The 21613-nt window shown below is 72.4% G+C and carries 15 protein-coding genes; 3 read left to right on the top strand and 12 right to left on the bottom strand.

The window, feature by feature from the left end; genetic code table 11:
* Nucleotides 1–2: 2 nt before the first annotated feature.
* From AB0J58_RS25250 to AB0J58_RS25240, 3 genes are read right to left on the bottom strand one after another with little or no spacing between them, the layout of a single operon-like run.
* Complete coding sequence (locus AB0J58_RS25250) at nucleotides 3–5120, bottom strand: amino acid adenylation domain-containing protein (RefSeq protein WP_364219569.1); 5118 nt, start codon at nucleotides 5118–5120, stop codon at nucleotides 3–5.
* On the bottom strand, nucleotides 5110–6837 hold the full coding sequence (locus AB0J58_RS25245; protein ID WP_364219566.1) for a hypothetical protein: 1728 nt from the start codon (nucleotides 6835–6837) through the stop codon (nucleotides 5110–5112). Before AB0J58_RS25245 ends, AB0J58_RS25250 begins: the two co-directional genes overlap by 11 nt.
* Complete coding sequence (locus tag AB0J58_RS25240; protein ID WP_364219563.1) at nucleotides 6834–7370, bottom strand: hypothetical protein; 537 nt, start codon at nucleotides 7368–7370, stop codon at nucleotides 6834–6836. Before AB0J58_RS25240 ends, AB0J58_RS25245 begins: the two co-directional genes overlap by 4 nt.
* Before the next feature lie 170 nt (nucleotides 7371–7540).
* On the opposite strand from AB0J58_RS25240, the gene AB0J58_RS25235 reads away from it, so the two are divergent.
* The 3 genes from AB0J58_RS25235 (at nucleotide 7541) to AB0J58_RS25225 (ending at nucleotide 11183) form a co-directional block, all read left to right on the top strand.
* Nucleotides 7541–8815 (top strand): diaminobutyrate--2-oxoglutarate transaminase, encoded by a 1275-nt coding sequence (locus AB0J58_RS25235; RefSeq protein WP_364219560.1) that lies wholly within the window; start codon nucleotides 7541–7543, stop codon nucleotides 8813–8815.
* Nucleotides 8816–8918: 103 nt separating this feature from the next.
* Entirely contained in the window at nucleotides 8919–10547 is a 1629-nt protein-coding gene (locus tag AB0J58_RS25230; protein WP_364219557.1) for a penicillin-binding transpeptidase domain-containing protein, read from the top strand.
* Nucleotides 10548–10592: 45 nt separating this feature from the next.
* The gene (locus AB0J58_RS25225; protein WP_343963609.1) at nucleotides 10593–11183 is read left to right on the top strand and encodes a phosphoribosylanthranilate isomerase; all 591 of its coding nucleotides are present in this window, start codon (nucleotides 10593–10595) and stop codon (nucleotides 11181–11183) included.
* Between the two features lie 84 nt (nucleotides 11184–11267).
* On the opposite strand, the gene AB0J58_RS25220 is transcribed toward AB0J58_RS25225, so the two are convergent.
* The 9 genes from AB0J58_RS25220 to AB0J58_RS25180 form a co-directional block, all read right to left on the bottom strand.
* Nucleotides 11268–12320: an LLM class F420-dependent oxidoreductase gene (locus AB0J58_RS25220; protein ID WP_364219554.1), complete on the bottom strand. Its 1053-nt coding sequence runs from the start codon at nucleotides 12318–12320 to the stop codon at nucleotides 11268–11270.
* Nucleotides 12317–13987 carry a thiamine pyrophosphate-dependent enzyme gene (locus AB0J58_RS25215; protein WP_364219551.1) on the bottom strand — a complete coding sequence of 557 codons (1671 nt, stop codon included), beginning with the start codon at nucleotides 13985–13987 and terminating at the stop codon, nucleotides 12317–12319. The genes AB0J58_RS25220 and AB0J58_RS25215 overlap by 4 nt, the downstream gene beginning before the upstream one ends.
* A gap of 110 nt (nucleotides 13988–14097) precedes the next feature.
* Complete coding sequence (locus AB0J58_RS25210) at nucleotides 14098–15045, bottom strand: acyl-CoA dehydrogenase family protein (protein ID WP_364219548.1); 948 nt, start codon at nucleotides 15043–15045, stop codon at nucleotides 14098–14100.
* A complete protein-coding gene (locus tag AB0J58_RS25205) occupies nucleotides 15045–16217 on the bottom strand; it encodes an acyl-CoA dehydrogenase family protein (RefSeq protein WP_364219545.1) in 1173 nt (390 codons plus the stop codon). Before AB0J58_RS25205 ends, AB0J58_RS25210 begins: the two co-directional genes overlap by 1 nt.
* Nucleotides 16214–17251, bottom strand: coding sequence for an acyl-CoA dehydrogenase family protein (locus AB0J58_RS25200; RefSeq protein WP_364219542.1), 1038 nt, complete (start codon nucleotides 17249–17251; stop codon nucleotides 16214–16216). Before AB0J58_RS25200 ends, AB0J58_RS25205 begins: the two co-directional genes overlap by 4 nt.
* Complete coding sequence (locus AB0J58_RS25195) at nucleotides 17248–18414, bottom strand: acyl-CoA dehydrogenase family protein (protein WP_364219539.1); 1167 nt, start codon at nucleotides 18412–18414, stop codon at nucleotides 17248–17250. The genes AB0J58_RS25200 and AB0J58_RS25195 overlap by 4 nt, the downstream gene beginning before the upstream one ends.
* Nucleotides 18401–19201 carry an SDR family oxidoreductase gene (locus AB0J58_RS25190; protein WP_364219536.1) on the bottom strand — a complete coding sequence of 267 codons (801 nt, stop codon included), beginning with the start codon at nucleotides 19199–19201 and terminating at the stop codon, nucleotides 18401–18403. Before AB0J58_RS25190 ends, AB0J58_RS25195 begins: the two co-directional genes overlap by 14 nt.
* Nucleotides 19202–20788, bottom strand: a complete 1587-nt coding sequence (locus AB0J58_RS25185) for an AMP-binding protein (RefSeq protein ID WP_364219533.1) — start codon at nucleotides 20786–20788, stop codon at nucleotides 19202–19204.
* Nucleotides 20785–21609 (bottom strand): ATP-binding cassette domain-containing protein, encoded by an 825-nt coding sequence (locus AB0J58_RS25180; RefSeq protein ID WP_343963590.1) that lies wholly within the window; start codon nucleotides 21607–21609, stop codon nucleotides 20785–20787. Before AB0J58_RS25180 ends, AB0J58_RS25185 begins: the two co-directional genes overlap by 4 nt.
* Nucleotides 21610–21613: the final 4 nt, after the last annotated feature.

Below are 21613 nucleotides of genomic sequence, written 5' to 3'. Positions count from 1 at the left end.
GCCTACCGCGTGAGCCACCGCCCCAGTGCCTCGATGGTCGGGGATCGCAGGAACATGCGCAGCGGGAGCGGGACCCCGAATTCGGCCTCGATCCTGGCGGCCAGGACCGCGGCCCGCAGGGAGTGGCCGCCCACGTCGAAGAAGTCGTCGTGCACGCCGACCCTCTCGATCCCCAGCGCCTCGCGCCACAGCCCGGCGAGTCTCTCCTCGGCGGGGGTGCGCGGGGCGACGAAAGCGGTCTCCAGCTCCGGCCGTGACCCGCCCCTGTCCGGCAGGGCGGCCCGGTCCACCTTCCCGCTGGGGAGCGTCGGCAGGGCGTCGAGCACCACGAACGCGTCGGGCACCATGTAGCCGGGCACCCGTGCCCGAAGGTGAGCGCGCAGGTCGGTGAGACGGAGGCCGGGCTCGGCGCACACGATGTGGGCGACGAGCTCGTGCGGCGTGGTCCCCGAGGAGCCGTTCTGGCCGCCGCCGCGTTCCGGCCGCACCGACACCACCGCGCGCCGGACCCCGCGGTGGGCCTCCAGCGCGGCCTCCACCTCGCCGAGCTCGACCCGGTTTCCGCGCACCTTCACCTGCTGGTCGCGGCGGCCGAGGAACTCCAGGTCGCCGCCGGGAAGCCGCCGCACGAGGTCTCCGGTGCGGTAGAGACGCGCGCCCGGAGTGGCGGCGTACGGGTCGGCGGGGAAACGCTCGGCGTTGAGCCGAGGCCGGTCGAGGTAACCCAGGCCGACGCCGGCCCCGCCGACGCACAGCTCACCCACCACGCCCACCGGGACCGGGCGCAGCGCCGCGTCGAGCACGTGGACGCGCACGTTCCCGATCGCCTTCCCGATCGGGACCTGCCGCCTGCGGCCGTCCTCGGGCGTGCACGCGTACGAGGTGGAGTCGATTCCCGCCTCGGTCACCCCCCAGTGGTTGTAGAGGCGGGGTCCGCCTTCCCCGACCGCCTCGTAGTACCGCCCGACCAGGCCGGGGGTGAGGGGTTCACCGGAGGTGAAGACGGCGCGGACCTCGCCCAGGGAGCCCGGATCACGCCGGACGTGCGCGACGACCGGCGCCAGCATGCTGGGGACGAGGAACAGGTAGCGCGCCCGGTGCGCGCGGGCGGCCTCGACGATCGCCGAGGGACTGCGCTCGTCCCCGGCGTCCAGCACGGCGACGCAGCCGCCCGAGGTCAGCGGCCAGAAGATCTCAACGACGGCGTCGTCGAAGGAGAGCGCCGTCTTGTGCAGCACCCGCTCACCGGGATCGAGACGATGGTCGCGGCGCATGCACTCGATCCGGTTGACCCAGTTGCGGTGAGTGATCTGCACGCATTTCGGCTCGCCGGAGGAGCCCGAGGTGAAGTAGACGGCGGCGAGGTCGTCCGGGCCGGTCTCCGCGACCTCCGGCGGCCGGTGCCGGGCGGGTGCCCGATGCTCCCCGGGATGGACCAGCGGGACCGGGAGGTCGAGGCCATGGGCGGCGACGCACACCTTCGCGCCCGTCCGGGCGAGCAGCAGCGCCAGGCGGCCGGCCGGATGAGCGGGATCCAGCGGCACGTACGCCCCACCGGCCTTCAGCACGGCGAGCACCGCCACGACCAGTTCGGCCGAGCGCGGCACGCACACGCCGACCCGGACCCCGGGGCCGACCCCGAGCTCCCGCAGCCGCCCCGCCAGCGCGCACGCCCACTCCTCCAGCTCAAGGTAGGTCAGCCGGCGGTCACCGACGACAGCCGGCGCCTCTGGGCGGGACCTCGCCTGGCGCGCCACCAGCTCGTGCAGGCATTCCTCGGGGTACGGCATCACCGCACCTTCTCCCTCCGGTGCCAGGCGCGCCCCCTCGCCGGCTTCGATCAGGGGGATCGTCGCCAGCGGGAGGTCGGGGTCGGCCACGACCGCGGCCAGCGCCGTCTCCAGCTGCTCGGTCAGCGGCCGCAGCGTCGCCTCGTCGAACAGCGCGACGTCGTACTCCAGGCAGCCCGTCAGGCCCCGTCCGTCCCGCCGCAGTGTCACGGACAGGTCGGCCTTGGCCGTGCCCGTATCCACCTCCAGCCTGGTCGCCCGCAGCCCGGCCAGCCCGAGCGGCGACGGCTCGCGCTCCACGTCGAACAGGACCTGGGCCAGCGGATGTACCCCTTCGTGCCTCGGCGCCACCTGGCCGACCAGCACGTCGAACGGCACATGGCGGTGGGCGAGCGCCGACAGCACAGCCGCCCGCACCCGGCCCAGCAGCGTCCGGTATGACGGCCCGCCGCCCAGATCGATGCGTATCGGCAGCAGGTTCATCAGGCAGCCGACCAGCCGTTCGTCCTCCACCCGGTCCCGCCCGGCCACCGGAACGGTGATCACCAGGTCGTCCTGGCCGCTCCAGCGCGCCAGCAGCGCCGCCCATCCGGCGAGCGCGGCCATGAAGAAGGTCGCCCCCTCCCGGCGCGCCAGCCGCTCCAGCCCTTCCGCCGGCCCGGACGGCATCCGCCACCGCAGGACCGCGCCGCCCGCGTCGGGCACGGCCGGGCGCGGGCGGTCGGCAGGCAGGCCGACCAGGGCCGGCGCCCCGGCCAGCCGCGCACGCCAGAACTCCAGCGCCGCCTCCGTCTCCGGCCGCCGCGCCAGGGCACGCTGCCAGGCGACGAGGTCGGCGGGGCGGGTGGTCACCGGCGGCAGCTCGCCGATCTCGCCGGTTCCCGGCCGGCCGTACGCGAGGGCGAGCTCGTCGAGCAGCACCTCCAGGCCGCGGGCGTCGACGACGATGTGGTGCGCGGTCAGCAGCAGCACGTGCGTCTCGGGCGCGATCGCGAACAGCGCGACACGGAGCAGCGGTCCGGTCCGCAGGTCGAACGGCAGCCGTGTCGCGTCGTCGACGAGTGCCGCCGGGTCCGCGCCGGGGTCGACCGCGCGCACCCGGACGACGACCCGCAGGTCCTCGCGCACCACGGCACCGGGGCCGGTCGCGTCGTCGACGAACACGGTCCGAAGCGCGTCATGACGTGCCACGAGACGGTCGACCGCCCGCTGCAGTGCCGTTACGCCGACCGCCCCCTCCAGCCGCCAGGCGGCGGCGACCGTGTAGAGCGGGCTCCCGTGGGCCAGCCGGTCGACGTACCACAGCCGCCGCTGCGCGTCGGAGAGCGGCGAAGGGCCGTCGTGCCCGGCGGGCTCAGGACCGGGGGGTGAGATGCCGGATCCCGCTCCGGGCAGCGTGGCGGCCAGCGCGGCGACGGTCGGGTGCTCGAAGGCGCTCCGCACCGGGACGTCGGCACCGAGGCGGGCCCGGATCCGCGCCAGCGCCCGGATGAGCAGCAGGCTGTCGCAGCCGAGGTCGAACACGTCGTCGTGGACGCCGACCCGGTCGACACCGAGCACCTCGCACCAGATCTCGGCCAATGCCCGCTCGGCCGGGTCACGGGGGGCGGTGTACGCCTCGTCCAGTTCCGGGCGGTGGTGACCGGGGGCGGGCAGGGCGGCGCGGTCGATCTTGCCTCGGGCGGTTCGCGGCAGGGCGTCGAGCATGACGTAGCGGGCCGGCACCATGTGGCCGGGCAGCCGTTCCCCGAGGAAGGCGCGCAGTCCCGCCGGGGTGAGCGCCGCGTGCCCGGTGGGCACGAGGTAGGCCACCAGCCCGGGCCCGGAATCCGGGGAGGAGAGCACCACGACGGCCTCCGCCACCTGTTCGTGCCGGTGGAGCGCCGCCTCGATCTCGCCCAGTTCCACCCGGAAGCCGCGCACCTTCACCTGGTGGTCCCTGCGGCCCACGAGCTCGATCGAGCCGTCCGGCCGTCGCCTGGCCAGATCTCCGGTTTTGAAAAGCCGCCCGCCGGAGGGGGAGAAGGGGTCGGCGACGAACCTCTCCGCCGTCAGGCCCGGCCGGTTGAGGTACCCCCGGGCCAGGCCGGTCCCGCCGATGTGCAGCTCACCGACGGCTCCTGGCCGCACCGGGCGGAGGTCGTCGGTCAGCACGCGCGCGCTCGTGTGCGGGATCGGACCGCCGATCGGCACCCTGCCCTCCAGCGGGCCGTCGTCGCCCGGGCTCCACCACAACGAGGTCATGGCGCATTCGGTCAGACCGTACTGGTGGACCACCCGGACGTCAGGGCCCCAGCGGCGCCGCGCGAGGGCGAGCAGGCCGGGCGGGAGGGTCTCACTGATGATCATCACGAGGCGCAGGGTGGTCGCACCCGATTCCGGCCAGGCCTCGAGCAGGGTGCGCAGCAGGCTGGGAAAGCAGGAGAGCACACAGGTGACCCCGGCGGTGAGCCGCCCGACGACGTGTTCGGGGGATCGCAGTGACTCGTCGGTCAGCAGTTCGACCGCGGCTCCGTGCAGCAGCGGCCCGAAGAGATCGCGGATCGAGGCGCTGAAGGAGGGGTGCGCGAGCTGGAGCGCCGTGTCACCCGGCCCCAGTCCCCAGCGGGCCCCCATGTTCCAGAGGTAGTTCACCGCCGAGCGGTGGGAGACCATGACGCCCTTGGGAACCCCCGTCGAGCCGGAGGTGTACATGATGTAGGCGAGACCGTCCGCGGACGGAGGGCTCTGCGGGGCGAGCCGCTTTCGCGAGGCGGACTCCCGAACTGTGACGACCGGGATCGCGGGATGGCCCGCCTCGGCCGCCGTTCCCGGCGTCCCGACGATCACACGGGCCCCGGTGTCCGCCAGGATGAAGCCGAGCCGCCTGGCCGGCTGCGCCGGATCCAGCGGCACGTACACACCGCCCGCCTTCAGCGTCGCCAGCGCCGCGACCACCAACTCGGCCGAACGCGGCAGGCACACGGCCACCCGCACCTCGGGCGCCACCCCGAGCTCGCGGAGCCGCGTCGCCAGCGCCTCCGCCCAGACCTCCAGTTCGCGGTAGGTCAGCCGCCGGTCACCGGTCACCACCGCGATCGCGTCGGGACACGTCCTGGCCCGCCATGCCACCACCTCGTGCAGGCATCGGCTCGGTCCACCCTCGGGCCCGGGGAGACCGACGCTCTCGAACCGGTGATCATCCAGCAGGTTCACGTCGACGATGTGGTAGGCGCCCCCGCGCAGCCCGTTGACGATCAGGGCGGCCTGCTCGGCTATCGGCTGGTCCGCCGAGCGCACGTTCACCCGCCCGATGCGAACGGGCTCCTCGTCCCGGGGCTCATCGGTCACCGTTCGATCCTCCTTCGAGCCAGGCCGTCGTCTGGCCGCTGATGAAGTCGCCCAGCCCGCGCAGTGCCAGCCCGGCCGCCGCCAGCCAGGCCGAGACGTCCCTGAGGTAGGCGTCAAGGCGGCCGGCCGAGGTGACGCCGGACAGGTCGAGGTAGATCGCGGGTACGGCCATCTGCTCGCGGAGCCGCTCCAGGCGGTAGCGGAGCTCGCCCGGCCGGGTCTCGGTCACCTTCAGGTGGTGCAGGCGGACGGGGAGCAGCCCCTGACCGCCGAGGTGATGGCCGCGCAGCCAGTCCCGCAGCTGCGGGCCCGCCTGATCGTCGTAGTCGTCCCGTTCCGGCAGGAACAGCACGCGGACGCCCTCGGCGTGCAGCGACGCGGGGGTCAGGTCGATGCCGGGGGCGACGTCCAGCAGGAGGGCGGCCGTCGGGGCCTGACGACTCCGGTCGTGAGGCGACCTCTCGGCGGGGCGCCCGGACCCGTCGCCGGGGGCGGGCGCCGACACGTCCACGCCCACGCGGGACACGCCGGGCAGGGCGGCCGCCGCGACGGCGTGGCGCTCCGGCGTGTCCAGGCCGCCGGCGAGCAGGAAGACCCCCGGGGGCGCCGGGCGCCCCCAGGGGTCGGCGTGCAGGCGAACCTCCTCCAGCAGCGCGGCGGCGATCTCGCGCTGGGCGGGCCGCAGGGTGACCGGGGGAGTCCGGGGTGGGGCCGTCAGGCCCGCGAGGACGAGCGCGCCGAGCCGATCCACGTCCTCGCGGTCGCTCACGTCGATGCCGTCCCGCGCGGCGAGCCGGCGGCCATCCCCCCACTGATCCTCGGCGGTGTTGTGCCCGGGGACGAGGACGAGCCGGGCAGGGCCGGAGACCGCCTCGTGCAGGGAGTTGAAACCGGGCCTGATGACCGCGACCTTCGCCAGGTGCAGCAGCGCGGCGAGTGACCTCTCATAGGAGACGGTGGTGATGTTGCCGAGCTCCGGTGGCGCGGCACCCGCGTAGTAGGGCCCGGTGACGAACACGAATCGCGCGGGCACCGACCGTTCGAGGAATTGGGCCGCGACCGCGGAGAGGCTCATGAAGAGCCGTTCCGTATATCCCTGGTCTCCGGTTTCGCCGCCCGCGCCGGCCGCCACCACCACCAGTGGCTCCGCACCGTATCGCCGCTCGACATCGGCGATCTCCGAAGGGCCGGGAAGGTGGAAGACCGGTTCGAAGAAGTGGAAGCGTGACGAATTCCCGGCGAGCAGCAAGCTGTCCGGTGAATGGCCGCCGGCGGTGAATCCCGCCCAGTCCTGCGCGACCAGGATCCGGTCGTAGTGCCGCAGTTCGCCCCGCCGGCGCATGCGCTCGAAGAAGATCCCGCTGAGTTTCCTCAGGACCAGTGCCTTTGGCACCTCGCGGGCCGCGGGAAGGAACAGGTGATTCGGATCGGGAAAGGTGTCCTCGACGATCAGCGCCGGGTCGATCTCGGCGATCACGTCGTTCAGCAGTTTCCGGAGCGCCGTCTCCATGGCGTCGTTGGGCAGCCGGTTCATGTGCGGGAAATTGATCACCCGGTGCGGGGTCTCCCGCAGGGGAAGCAGTGAGCGCACCTGGCCCACCAGAAAGATCTCGGCCGTCGGCTCCAGCGCGCGCAGCGCGTCGGCGATCAGCAACGTCCGGCGCACGTGCCCGAAGCCGTGGCGCGCCTTGAAGAAGAACGCGATGGTCGAGGTCACCGCTCGTCCCACGGCCGCAGCCGCTCCAGCGCCCAGGAGAACCGCTCCAGGCAGCTTCCCGTGGGGACGGTGGCCCCGGTGGCCCACGGAACCCCGACGACGGTCAACCCCCGCACGTGGACGTCCTGGTACGTCCTGACCATGAGGGCGGAGGCCGTCGGCCGGGCGGCCAGTACGACGGTGCCGAGCCTGGCCACCCGGGAGAGCGCGTCCGCCACGGCGCGCGCGGACCCGGTGGTGTCGACGATCACATCCGGGACGCGGCCGCCCGCCTCGGGAAGCGCCCTCCTGACGAGCGAGGCGAGCACGCCGGTGCCGACGACCTCGGCCGCCCGCACCCCGCCTTCCCGCGCGCGGCCGACCGCGGCGCACGCGGTGGCCACCCACTCGGAGGCGGCTCGCACCCGTGCGTCGCCGGTCGAGGGAAAGCCGCACCCCCAAGGGCTGTCCCCGCCGTCGGCGAACACCACCCGGTCAGGCGGCGGGTGATGTCCCGCGCCGTCGTCACGAGTGATCCGGACCCACGAACTCATCAGAGGCCTCCAGCAGGCTCGGCCGTCGGTGATTCCCCGTTTGACTCGGTTACCATTTCTGGACTTCCAGCGTCGGTGACGCCGTATCCGGTTAATTCTCGACTCGCCCCAAACGTCATGGTACATTCGCGGCGGTGCGCCGCCTAGGTTCGCGAAAGACGGGGAGACTCGTGGACGTATTTGACGCGATCGAGTCCAATGTCCGCGCTTATTGCCGACGCTGGCCGACGGTGTTCAGCACCGCGGCGGGCACCAAAGTGACCGACGAGCGAGGCAGGGAATATCTGGACTTCTTTACCGGAGCCGGAAGTCTGAATTACGGTCACAATCATCCGGTGCTGGTCGAGGGAATGATCGATTATCTCCGGTCGGGTGGCATTCTTAACAGCCTGGACACCATGACGCCCGCGAAACGTGACTTCCTGCGGATTCTGGCGGATCACATCCTGGGTCCGCGCGGGATGTCGTACCGGGTGCAATTCACCGGCCCCGCGGGCACGACCGCCGTCGAGGCCGCCGTCCGACTCGCCCGCATAGCCACCGGCAGGGAGAGGATCGTTCACCTGTCGGGCTCGTACCACGGGATGACCAGGGACTCCATCGGTGTCTCCGGCCTCGGCGCCCCCCGCGGGGTCCCACCGGCCATCCGCGGTGTGACCACGGTCCCGCACGAGTTCGAACAGCCGTCTGCAGGGCGCGCCGCCGAGGAACTGGAGCGCGCGTTCACCGCTCCCGGCTCGACGCCGCCCGCGGCCTTCATCGTCGAGACCGTCCAGGGCGAAGGTGGCGTGCGGCCCACGACGACGGCGCGCCTGCGGGAGATCGAACGTCTCTGCAGGGCCCACGGAACGCTGCTCGTCGTCGACGACGTCCAGGCGGGGTGCGGCCGGACCGGACCGTTCCTCTCCTTCGAGTCCGACGGGGTCGAGCCCGACGTCGTCTGCCTGTCGAAGTCGTTGAGCGGAGTCGGTCTCCCGATGGGCCTCGTCCTCATCCGGCCCTCCCTGGACGTCTGGGATCCCGGTGAGTACTCGGGCACGTTCCGGGGCAACAACCTGGCGTTCGTCACCGCGCGACTCGCGCTCTCCGAGTGGTGGAGTGACGGCGCTCTGCGGCGGTCGGTGTCGCAACGGTCCCGGCCCCTGGTCCAGGGGCTCGCCGCCATCGCCACCCGCCACGACTGGCTCGCCCCGCCGACCGGCCGTGGCCTGATGCTGGGCCTGCCGTGCGCCGACCGCCACGTCGCCGATCTCGTCTCGACGCTCGCCTTCGCCCAGGGCCTGCTCGTCGAGACCTGCGGCAGGCGTGGCGAGGTGGTCAAGCTCCTCCCGCCCCTCACCGTGACCAAGGCCGAGGTCGAGGTCGCCCTGCAGATCCTGGAGCACGTCACGGACCAGGTGGCGGGCTCACGCCCCGTCGGGTCCACTCTCCCGGCCGCGACATGACACTGCGGTACCGAAGTCCGAAAAGCCTGGTTCGCCGACGCTCATCACCTTTACGATCTTTTTGCTGGTTGGCAACCGTGGAAACCCAGGGGAGCAAACGGTTATGCGGGATCGACGGCTCCTCGTGCTGGCCGCCCTGGCGGTCGCGATCGTCGCCTTCGGCGTGTACGGGGTGATGGCGGCACCGGGGGCCGTGGTGGCCTCGCCGCGGTCCACCCCCACCGGGGAGCCGCGGCCCGGCCAGAAGCTGACCCTGTCCGATCCGGCAGCGGCCACCCCGACACCGACACCGACAGCGACACCGACAGCGACACCGACCCTGACACCGACCCCGCAGGACGGCCCCGCGCAGGCCGGGGCGAGATACCTCGCCGCCTGGCAGGCCGGTGATCTCGCCGCCATGGCGGACCTGGTCGCCGACCCCCCGGCCGACTTCGCCGACCGGCACCGCAGGTTCGACGCCGATCTGCGGGCCTCGTTGTCCTCCCTCGCCCCCGGCGAGCTGCACCGCGAGAGCGAGGCGGCCGAGCTGTCCTTCACCGGGGTGAGGGAGGTCGCGGGTCTGGGCCGCTGGCCGTTCACCTCGGTCCTGCGCCTGGTGATGCGGGCGGACACCTGGAAGGTGCTCTGGAGCCCGGAGACGATGCACCCGGCGCTCAAGGACGGCGGGCGCCTGGTGCTGAAGGAGACCGAGGTCCGGCGCCCGGCCACGCTGACCCGCGAGGGGTTGCCGTTCCCCCGCGACAGCAGGGCGGGCGACTACTTCACCGGGCTGGGCGACACGGTCCTCGATGTGAAGCTGGAGGAGGAGGGCTCCGGCCGGGTGCTGCTGGCCTCCTCGCCCCGGCCGCCCTCGGGGAGGAGGACCACGATCTCCCAGCCGGTCCAGGCCGCCGCCGCCCGTGCCCTGGACGGTGTCGGGCAGCCCGCCGCGATCGTGGCGATGGACATCAGGACGGGCCAGGTGCGCGCGGTGGCGGACGGGCTGGGGGGCAGGGCGGCGTTCAACGGCCTCTACCCGCCGGGCTCGACGTTCAAGGTGGTGACCGCGGCCGCGCTGTTGCACAACGGCCTGACTCAGGAGTCGCAGGTGGCCTGCCCGGCGGGCTACACGATTCCGAACGGCCGGAGTTTCACCGACTCCGACGGTGTCGACCACGGCGTCGTGAGCCTCACCACGGCCTTCGCGCTCTCCTGCAACACCACCTTCGCCCAGCAGGCGTACGAGCGGCTGCGCGACGACCGGCTGCGGGCCGAGGCGGCGGACCGGTTCGGGTTCCGGGAGAAGCCGGGACTGAGCTCCTGCCGGATCCAGGCGTACCAGAGCCCGGACCAGCTGGGTTCCGACGCCATCGGCCAGAACTCGGTGCAGGCCAGCCCGCTCTGCATGGCCGAGGTCGCCGCCGCGGTCGCGAGCGGCGTGTGGAGACCCGCGATCACGACCGCCGAGCCCCCCGCGGACTCGCCGCAGCCGGTGCCGCTGGGCGATGAGGTGGCCTCGGGCCTGCGGACGATGATGGGCGCCGTGGTCGGCCGGGGTACGGCCGCCGGGGCGGGCCTCCCGCCGGACACCGCCGGCAAGACCGGTACCGCCGAGGTCGAGGGCGGAGAGGACCACGCCTGGTTCATCGGCTACCGGGGCTCCCTGGCCTTCGCGGTGTTCGTCCGGCACGGCGGCGCCGGGGGCACGGTCGCGGCGCCGATCGCCGCGAGATTCCTGAACGCCCTCTGACGGCGGAGGCGGCGACCGGCCTGGAGAACGGGCTAACGTACGAGGGTGTATGTGAAGATCTGCGGGCTGCGTGAGCCCGGACATGTGGCGACCGCCGTCGAGGCGGGCGCCGACGCCATCGGATTCGTCCTCACCAGGAGTTCACGGCGGGTCACCCCGGCGCGGGCGCGCGAACTGGCCTCGGCGGTCCCCCCGCACGTGCTGACCGTGGCGGTGTTCGCCGGCGAGCCCACCGAGGAGGTCAGGGCGGCCACCCTGGAGTCAGGGGTACGCGCCGTCCAACTGCACGGCGAGCACCCGCACGCGGACTTCACCGCGCTGAAGGACCTCGGCGTCACGCTGGTCCGCGCCGGGGCCGCGAGCACCGATCTACGCTGCGGCGCCCTCGACGAGGACCTGCTCATCGTGGACGCGCCCAGGCCGGGCTCGGGGGAGCCGTGGGACTGGGCGGCCGTGCGCGGGCGCCCGGAGGGCCGCTGGATGCTGGCCGGGGGCCTGACCCCGTCGAACGTGGCCGAGGCGATCACCGCGGCCCGGCCCTGGGGGGTCGACGTGTCGAGCGGCGTGGAGGTCGCGCCCGGGGAGAAGGACTCCGGGCTCATCAGGGATTTCGTCACCGCGGCCCGCGCGGGGTGAGAATCGTTCAGGCTGATCGTTGTGACGACCCCGCGGACTTGGTCAACCTGGCACTTGAGGAGGTCCGTCCGATGGAGGCCCGCCTCATCCTGCGGATCCTCGCAGGGCGGTGATGTCCTTGACGCGGTGCCGGTGGGTGGTGGCGAGTGGGGTGGCGTTGAGGGTGGTCACGCCGGACTCGGCGAATGCGGCCAGGCGTTCGGATACCCAGCCGGGAGGGCCGACGAGGGCGACGCCGTCGATGAGTCGCCGGGGGATCGCGGCCGCTGCCTCCTTCCTGCGGCCGGACAGGAAGAGATCCTGGACTCTGGAGGCGGTCCCGGGGAAGCCGAAGCGTACGGCGAGGTCGTTGTAGAAGTTCCTTCCCTTCGCGCCCATGCCGCCGATGTAGAGGGCCAGGTGCTCGCGCACCTGCTGCCTGGCCGCGGCCAGTTCGGCCTCGTCCTCGCTGATGAGCACCTTGGCGTCGACGATGACGTCCAGCGGGGGCAATTTCGCGGATCGCTTCGATCGCCCTGCTCGCAGCGCGTCGGCGAACGCGTCCTTCGCCCGCTCCGGAAGGTAGAAGAGCGGTTCCCAGCCGTCGAACAGCTCGGCGGCCAACTCGACGTTCTTCGGACCGAGGGCGGCCAGCACGAGGGGGATCCGGTCACGCAGCGGGTGGTTGATGAGCTTCAGCGGCTTTCCGAGACCCGAGCCGCCCTTTTCGGGGGAGAGGGGGATGTCGTGGTGCCTGCCGTGGAATTCGACCGGCTCGCGTCGCCACACCCGGTGGCAGATCTCCACGACCTCGCGGGTTCGTGCCAGCGGGGCGTCGTGTCGTAGCCCGTGGAAGCCCTCGATCACTTGGGGGCCGGACGCGCCGACGCCCATCGTGAAGCGCCCGCCTGAGACGTAGTCGATCCCGGCGGCGGTCATGGCCAGCAGCGTGGGGGTGCGGGAGTAGATGTTGAGGATCGAGGAGCAGAGTTGCAAGGTCGAGGTTTTCGCAGCGATGTAACCCAGTTGGCTCACCGCGTCGAAGGTGTACGCCTCGGGCAGGAAGACGACGTCCAGGCCGGCCGCCTCGTACTCCCGTAGGGCCTCGACCGTCTCGTGGAAGTCGCGCGCGTAGTTGATGGGCATGCCGATCCTCACGGGTGTCCTCCTGCGCGCGCGGCGGGAGGGACCCGGTGGAAATCCATCGGGATCCGGTTCGGATCGAGTTTGACGTCGACCAGAAGCGGCCAGGATCCGGCGGCGATCGCGTCCGCGACATGCTGGAAGTCGGCGGATCGGCGGACCTCCACCCCGTGTCCGCCGAGGCTGCGCGCGACCGGGGCGAAGTCCGGCCAGTCGAAGTAGGTCGTGGCGGGGTCGTGACCTCGCTTGACGAAATGGTGGTGCTCGGCGCCGTAACAGCCGTCGTTCAACACGACGACGAGCAGCTTGAGTCGCCGGCGGACAGCCGTCGTGAACTCCGACAGACCTCCGAGCATGAAGCCCCCGTCACCGCTGACCGCGACCGAGAGCCGGGCCGGGTCGGCGACGGCCGCCCCCATCGCCAGGCTGAGACCGAGCCCGATGGATCCCATGCTCATCGTGTGCACGTAGTCCCTCGGCGACGCGACCGAGATGCGCCGCACCGATTCGAAGAAGATCCGGCCGCCGTCGACGGTCAGCAGGCGATCCGGGGGCAACAGCGAGTCCAGGAGTTCCAGGCTCTCGATGTACTCGACTGTGCCGGGACGCCGATCACCGGACGGCGCGGCGGAGATCTCCGCGCGTGCCGGTTCCGGCTCGGCGGAGCCGGCTACGTCCCAGAGCGGCCGGTCGGAATCGACGCCCTGCGCCGCCAGCTCCTCCAGCAGTGCCCGCGCGGTCGCCGCCGCACTGCCGTGAACGAAGGGCGTGGAGCGGGCCTTCGCCGCGTCGACGTCGATGTGGACGAGATGCCTGCCGTGCGTCGCGGCCCCCTGGTGGGTGGTGTAGGAGTTCAGACCTGCCCCGACGGCCACGATCACGTCGGCCGCGTCGAAGTACACGGCCGACCGGCCGGACCGGAGACCCCCGAAGATTCCGAGGTCGGCGGGTTCGTCGCGGAACAGCTCCTTCGCCCGGAGGGTCGTCGCCACCCGGGCGCCCAGACGGCGGGCGAGGGCGAGCGTCGCGGTACGGTCCGCCTCGGCGATCGCTCCGCGCCCGGCCAGGATGAGCGGGCGACGCGTCCGCAGGAGCACCTCCACCGCGGCCCGGACCGCGTCTCGGGCGGGCACCACCTCCTGCGCGAGCCCGGAGAGTGACCCGGACAGTGACCCGGACAGTGCGCTGGACAGGGAGCAGGGTTCGTGCGTGTGGTCCGTGGGGATGCCCACGACGACGGGCCGCGCGGAGCGGCGGGCGCGGCGGAAGGCGAGGGAGAGGACGTCGTCGGCGTCCGCCAGGTGTTCGAGCCGCAGATACTCCGCCCCGGACGAGCGCACGATCGCGTCCGTGGGGACGCGCTGCACGTTGTCGTCGTCCCAGGACGGCGTCTCCCCGGCGAACAGCACGAGCGGCAGGCGGGACCGCGTCGCGTCGGCGAGCGCCGTGACGGCGTTGGTGATGGCCCCCTGCGTGACGGTGGCCAGGCCCACCCGGTCCGAGACGCTGGCGTACCCCGCCGCCATCAGCACCGCGGCGCCCTCGTGGGTCACGGCGACATACCGTCCCCCGCGACGCACGAACGAGTCGACGAAGAACAGGTTGCTGTCACCCGTCACTCCGAAGAGCGGCGTCTCCAGCTCGGCGCACACCCGAGCGAGTTCCGCATGGAACGAATTCACCGTTGTCGACCTTTCCTCAGTGAACCACAACGAACTGAGCTGAGATCCCGGGCGGCAGGAGAACCCCGCGCGGGAGCCTGCGAGGACACGCCACCCGGGTGCGGACCGGCTCAGCGCGCGGTCCGCTCTTCCGCGGGGGAGAAAGGCCCGGCGAATCCGAATTCCTCGATCGCGGTACGCAACAGCGCGATCGTCGCCCCGCGGTCGGTGGGGAGCCGCAGCCCCGGCTGGGCGTGGCGTACCAGAACCGAGATGTCGTACTCGTCGGCGAAACCGGACGCGCCGTGAAACTGCTGCGCCGTGCGCAGCGTGTGCTTGACGACCCGCTGCGCCTCCAGGCGCACGCTCAGGGCGTCCACCAGCGACGGGGAGGTGTCCGTGAACGTGCTCCACAGGCTGAAGCGGCACAGCAGGTCCAGCCCCTCCAGCCCGACGGACAGATCGGCCAGGCTGTGCCGGATCACCTGGAAGTCGCTGAGCGGCTGACCGAACTGTTTGCGGACCTTGGTGTGCTCGATCGCCACCTTGAGCGCCCGTTGCCCGATCCCGAGCAGATGGTAGGCCCCGAGCACCAGGCCGAGCCGCCGGTCGAGCACGGAGGCCGCGCCGCCCGCCACGGGCCGCAGCCGGACCGTCATCGCGAACGGCGCGACCTTCGACTCCACGGCGGCGACGGGCTCCGCGTCGAACAGGTCCCCCTCGATGGTGGCGGCCGTCCAGGTCTCGGCGGCCCGGGCGTGGTCGATGATGGGATGGCGGGCGTCGACGAGCGAGAAAGGCGTCTCGGCGGACGTCCGGAGCAGGACCCCGGCCAGGGGGAACGGCACGGCGTGGCTCCCGCCCACCCGGCAGAGCTCGGCGGCGGCCACGGCGTCGTCGAGGCCGCCGCGTGGGTCGATGTCGTACAGCCCGATGCTCGCCAGGCACTCCCGCGCCCTGGCCGCGGCGCCCAGGTCCGACTCCGCGCTCCGCGCCAGATCCACGCCTCCCAGGTCGCGCAGCGCGCCGTCGGCGACCCGGCCGAAGTCCAGCGCGGCTTCCGGAAGTTCGATCCGCATCAGCCCACCGCCTGGCGGCCGAGCAGCTCACGCGACACGATCTCGCGCTGGATCTCAGTGGTTCCCGAGGCGACCGTCGCGGCCTGGGCGTACCGCCAGTGGTCTTCGAACGCCCCGTACGACGGTGCGCCGGCCGCCGGGCCGAGGAGCGAACGCGGCCCGAGCAGCTGTGACATCACCTCGGCCACCAGCTGGTCGCAGGCGGTGGACGCGATCCGTGCCTGACTGGCCTCCAGGTCGACCACGTTGTTCCCTTCCTGGCGCTCGACGACGCGGTAGGCCAGCAGGCGCGCCACCCGGACCTGGACGAGGGCACCGGCCCAGTCGTTCCTGCCCCCCTCGTCGAGCTCTCCCCACTCGTGGCGGAGTACGTCCCGCAACGACCAGAGCAGCCGTTCGCAACGCGCGTACCTGGCGATACCGACGCGCTCATGGGCGAGAGCCGTCTTCATGACGCTCCAGCCCGCGCCGGGCTCGCCCAGCAGTTCGCCGTCGGTCGCGACGACGGAGTCGAAGAAGCACTCGTTGAGGTGGTGCGGGCCGAGCATGGCGCGCAGCGGCCGGACCGTGATGCCCTCGCGGTCCATCGGGATCAGGAAGAGCGAGATGCCCCGCCGGCCGCTGTCCTTGGCCCCCGTACGGGCGGCGAGCACGCACCAGCCGGCCATGCCGGCGTAGGAGGTCCAGATCTTCTGCCCGGTGATCTCCCAGTGGTCGCCGACCCGCACCGCGCGCGTCTGGAGGGAGGCGAGGTCCGATCCGGCTTCCGGTTCGCTGAAACCCTGGCACCAGATCGTCTCACCGGTCGCGATGGGAGGCAGGTGCCGGGCCTTCTGCTCCGCCGTCCCGTACGCCATGATCGCGGGCCCGACCCAGTTCAGGCCCATGTACTGGGCCCCCCGTGGCTCGTGGTGTGCCCACATCTCCTCGCGGACCACCGTCTGTTCCCAGACCGATCCGTCGGAGCCGCCGAACTCGCGGGGCCAGGCCACCGTCAGCAGTCCCTCGTCGGCGAGCAGACGCGAGAAGCGCTGTGTCATCGCCAGGTCGGCCGGATCGTCGGTGAAGGCCCCCAGGAAGTCCGGTGGGAAGAACTCGGCCACCATCCGCCGCAACCTGCCACGAAGCTCGGCGGCGGACTCTCCCGTGGTGAAGTCGAGCACGGCAGTCATCTCCTCTCACCATGCGATGGGATGTTCAGGAGCAGGCCGTCGGCCACGGCGCGCCGCAGCGACCGGGTGCTCCCGCCGAGGGCCTGGTTGAGCTTGGCCCGCCGTACGAGCAGGTGGCAGGGGTGCTCCCAGGTGTAACCGATGCCGCCGTGGGTCTGCAGGGCCAGCCGCGTGACCTCGGCCGCAGCGTCACAGCTCGCCGCCTTGGCCATGGCGACCGACGCGGCGCCGGACGGGCCGAGCGGCTCGCCAGAGGCCACCGCCGTCACCGCCGCCTCCACCAGGACGTCGGCGGTCTCGACCAGGACGAACATGTCCACGCAGCGGTGCTTGACCGCCTGGAAGGAACCGATGGGCGCCCCGAACTGCTCCCTGATCTTCGCGTACGCCACGGTGAGCGCGAGCGCGCTCCTGGCGATCCCGAGGCTGTCGAGCGCGAGGCCCACCGAGATGCGCCGCTCGACCGCGCGCATCAGCACGGTCGCCTCGTCGCCTCGGGCGAGGATCTCCGGCTCGCCGGGCGGAACGCCGTCCATGACGAGGCGCCAGAACCCGCGCGTCGGGTCGGAGCCGGTCATCGGCTCCAGCCGGGAGCCTTCACCGCGCGGCCTGACCAGGGCGGCCACGGGCTCGCCCGCCTGCTCCGCGAAGACGAGCACGTGCTCCACGTCGTCCCCCGCGGCCAGGCACCAGGAGACCTCACCCGCCAAACCGCCTCGCAGCGGACCGGAGCCGCTCCACGAGCACGCCACCCGCCGGGGATCCGCCAACCCCGCGATCACCGGATTGACGCACAGGCCCTGCAGCAGCTCGCCCGGGCCGAGGGCGCCGCCCAGTGCCTGGACGGCGATCGAGGCGAACTCGAACCCGCCGTCCTCGTCCTCCAGCTCCCACCAGCCCAGCTCGTCCGACACCTTACGCAGCCGCTCCGCGTTCGGCGGAAGCGCACCGGAGGCGTACTCGGCCAGCGGGGGCCACGAGTCGGCCAGCACCCGCTGCACGACCTGCCGGAAACTCGAACGCTCGTCGGTCATCGGGAGCCTCCTCGCGGCAGGCCCAGGATGCGCTCGCCGACGACGTTGCGGAGGATGTCGTTGGTGCCGCCGCCGATGGTCCACTCCCAGGACCGCAGGTAGTCGTCGAACCAGTCCCCGGTCTGCCACGTGCCCGACCAGCCGTGCCGTCCTTCGTGCCCGGCCAGTCCCGCCATGGCCAGCCCCTCCCTGCTCATGTCCTGCAGCAGCTCGCTGTAGACGAGCTTGAGGATGGAGGCCGCGGCGGTGTCCGCGCCGTCGACCGAGGCGTCCAGGACGCGGGCGACCAGCAGCCGGAAGGACTCCACCCGCTCGGCATAGGCCCCCAGCGCCTCAAGGGCGGCACCCCGCTCCTCGGGTGGCAGCGCGGCCACCGCCAGCGTCAGGTACCGCAGGCCGGCGACCATCTCCTCGGAACGCTCCAGCATGGTGAGCCCGCGCTCCTCGCCGAGGGTGGCGTTCGCGATCCGCCAGCCCTCGTTCTCCGCGCCGACCAGGGCCGTCACGGGAACTTCGACGTCGGTGAGGAAGAGGTCGCAGAACTCGTCCTGCCCGCTCGCGTTCCGGATCGGCCGGACGGACACGCCGGGCGAGGACAGGTCGAGCAGGAAGTAGGAGATGCCGGACCGCCCCGGACCGCCCGTGCGGGCGAGCAGCAGGCACATCTCCGCGAACTCCGCGCTGCTGGACCACGTCTTGTGGCCGTTGACGACGTAGTGGTCGCCGCGCCGCTCGGCGCGGGTGCGCAGGCTCGCCAGGTCGGAGCCCGCGCCGGGCTCCGAGAACCCCTGGCACCACCGCTGCCCGTCGCGGATCGCCGGCAGGTACGCCTCCCGCTGCTCGTCCGAGCCGGCGATGACGAGCGTGGCCGCGGCGTGGTGGAGTGCGACGAAGTACATGTCCAGCCGGGGGGCGCCGGCCCGGATGAGCTCGCGGGCGATGGTGAGCTGATCGGCTCGCGACCGGCCGCCACCCCAGGCCGCGGGCCAGTGCGGGACGGCGTACCCCTGTGCGGCCAGCAGGAGCAACCACGCCCGCTGCAACCGGGCCCGCTCCGCCGGATCCGCCGCGCTCATGCGGTCGCGCCAGCCGGCGGCGTCCTGGGACCGGCACCAGTCCCGCACCTCGCCGGCCAGATCCGTACCCTGCTCAGGGAGTGACACGAATCGTCCCCCCGTCCACCTGGAGCGACGCGCCCGCGATCCACGACGCCCGTTCCGAGCAGAGGAAGGCGATGGCATCCGCGATCTCGCGGGCCTCGCCGACCCGTCCCGCCGGGATGGGCTGGAGTTCGAGCATGCGGCGCTCGACCTCCTCGGGGGTCGAGCCGAGGCGCTCCGCCTGTGCCTGGTAGCCCGCCACGATGCCCTCGGTCCTGGTCAGGCCCGGATGCACGCAATTGGTGAGGACCCCGTCCTTGGCGTAGGCGAGGGCCAGCGACTTCGCCGTGTGCAGGAGCGCGGCCTTCGCCGCGCCGTACGCCGCCCAGCGCGGGTCGGCCTCCCGCGCGGCGGTCGACCCCACGAAGAGGACGCGGCCCCATTTCCGTTCACGCATGGCCGGTACGCACTTCATCGCCAGAGCCACCGCGCTGAGCACGTTGAGCTCGTACAGCCGGATCCACTCCTCCCAGCTGAAGGTACGCAGCGGGCCGTGCCCGCCGCCGGCCACGCACACCGCGATGTCCACCTGGCCGTACGCGGCGATCGCGGCCTCGTACACGCCGTCGACGGCACCGGGCCGGGCGGCGTCGGCGACGTGCGCGACGGCGTCGATCCCGGCGTCCCGCAGCCGGTCCACCGCGGCCGTCAGTTCGGATTCCCCCCGAGCCGACAGAAGCAGCCTGACGCCGGCCCGGCCGAGCTCCTCGGCGGCGGCCAGGCCGATGCCCTTGCTGCCGCCGGTGACGATCGCCACCCGGCCCTTGATGTCCAAGTCCACTTGGTTCACTCACCTGTCCGTTGAATCGTTGCTTGTCAGGCGGTCCACCACGCCGGAGGTCAGTCCCTCCGCCCGCAGGCGCGCCTTCTCCACCTTGTGGGTCGGCGTCCGGGGGAGCGTGGGCAGCACCCGCCAGTACCGGGGGAGCGCGTAGCGGGGCATGTCCTCGGCGGCACGCGCGATCACCTCGTCCAGGTCGGCCCCGGACGCCAGCACCAGGGCCACCATGACCTCCTCCTCGGCGACGTCGTTTCCGCCGGACTCGCCGGAGGCGTCCGGGCGGGTGGCGTACACGGTGCAGTCCATGACGCCGGGCTGCGCGAGCAGCACGGTCTCGACCTCCCAGGCCGAGATGTTCTCCCCCTTGCGCCGGATCGCGTCCTTGATGCGGTCGCTGAAGAACAGATCCCCGTCCGGATTGAGCCAGCCCGAGTCGCCCGACCAGAACCACAGGTCCCGGGTGGCCGTCACGGTGTCCCCGTCCCTGCCCAGGTACCCCCGCATGAAGATGTCGGGCCGCTTGGGGCGGAGGCAGATCTCGCCGATCTCGCCCGGATCCGCCTGCCGGCCGTCCGGCCGCATCACCCGCACCTCGAAGAGGTCCCCCTCGCGGCCGACGGACCCGACGGGGGAGGGGTCGGAGGAGCGGTTGATCGTCGCCATCGGCGCTTCGCTCAGCCCGTACACCTCGGTGATGGCCACGCCGAAGCGGGCCTCGAACCGGGCCCAGACCTCGCGCTGCGCGCCCGCGCCCCAGGCGAGCCGGACCGGGTGGTCACGCGCCTGCGCGTCACCGAGCTCCTGCGACGACTTGAGGATCATCCCCAGCACCGAGCCCAGGTAGTTGAACGCGGTGATCTCGCCCGCGCGGCAGATCTCCCAGAACCGCGAGCTGCTGAACGTGCGGTCGAGCTGGAAACCGCACCCGGCGACGAGCGCGGCGGCGACGCCCGTGTACCGGGCGTTCTGGTGGTACAGCGGGAAGAAGTTGAGCAGGGTGTCGCCGGGACCGTAGCCGTTGAGCCGCGCGACGGCGCGGGCCAGCTCGACGCACGACTCCTGCGAGTGATGTACGCCCTTGGACGGCCCGGTGGTGCCGGAGGTGTAGAGGACCACACCCGACGCCGTGGCCGAAGCGAACCTCCCGAAGTCCGTCGCACCTGACGGGGGAGCCAGCGCGTGGACCGTAGCCCTCCCCTGGACGTCTTCGGCCGCGCCGCCGGACACCAGGACGTGGCGGACATCGGTGCCCGCCACGCACGCCAGCACGGTGGCCAGGTGCTGGGCGTCGCAGCAGACGACCTCCGCTTTCGAGTCGCGCAGCAGGTAGGTGAGGAGCTCACCGCGGTAGTTGGTGTTGAGCGGTATCTCCAGACAGCCGAGCAACGCCGAGGCGAACCAGACGGCGATCGCCTCCTCGCTGTTGTCCATGAGGGTCGCGACCCGGGACGAGCCGTCGATCCCGAGCGAACGCAACTGCTCGCCGACCGCGCACACCCTGTGCAGCAGCGACGTCTCCGGCACGTCGGCGCCGTCCACCCGGAGTGCGGCACCACCGCCCAGCCAGGTGTCCAGAAGCCGCGGAATGGGATTCACTCGCTGCCCGCCTGTTCTTCCGAGCGGCTGTCGCCGCGTCCGATATAGGCCGCGACGACCTCCGGCGAGTTCAGGACGGTCTCCGGCGGCCCGGCCGCGAGCACGGCCCCCGCGGCCAGCACCACCACGTCCGAGCAGAGCTGGTTGATCACCCGCATGTCGTGCTCCACGACGACCAGGGTCGGCCCGCCGTCCACCCGGAGACCGGCGAGCACCTCCACCACCTCCTCCTTCTCCGCGCGCGAGAGCCCGGCCATCGGCTCGTCCAGCAGGATGCACCGCGGGTCGCTGACCAGCGCCCTGGCCAGGTCAACCCGCTTCTGGACGCCGTACGGAAGCTCCTTGACCGGCCGCTGGGCGTACTGCGACAGACCGACCCGTTCGAGCGCGTGCAGCGCGCGGTCCCGGGCGGCGCGTTCGGCTCTGCGGGCACCGGGCAGGCCGAGAGCGGCCGAGACCAGGCCGGTGCGCAGGCCCACGTGGTCGCCCACCATCACGTTGTCCACCGCCGGGAGCTCGGCGACGAGCTGGGCGCCCTGGTAGGACCGGCCGATCCGCAGGATCGCGAGCTGGTGTGGTTTGATCCCGGTCGTCCTGTCTCCGTACAGGTAGACCTCGCCCGAGCCGGCCGGGACCAGGCCGCTGATGCAGTTGAGCAGGGTGCTCTTGCCCGCGCCGTTGGGGCCGACCAGGCCCGAGGTCGCGCCTGCCGCGAACGCCACGGTGACGTCGCGCACGGCGTGCGTGCCGCCCAGCCAGACGTTAAGGGCCTCGGTCCGCACCGCCGAGGAGCCGGACATGTTCTTCGATTCCGCCGACATCGTT

It is taken from the genome of Streptosporangium sp. NPDC049644 (genome assembly GCF_040675205.1).
Classification (GTDB): Bacteria; Actinomycetota; Actinomycetes; order Streptosporangiales; family Streptosporangiaceae; genus Streptosporangium; species Streptosporangium fukuiense.
This window is presented reverse-complemented; position numbering and strand designations above follow the sequence as displayed.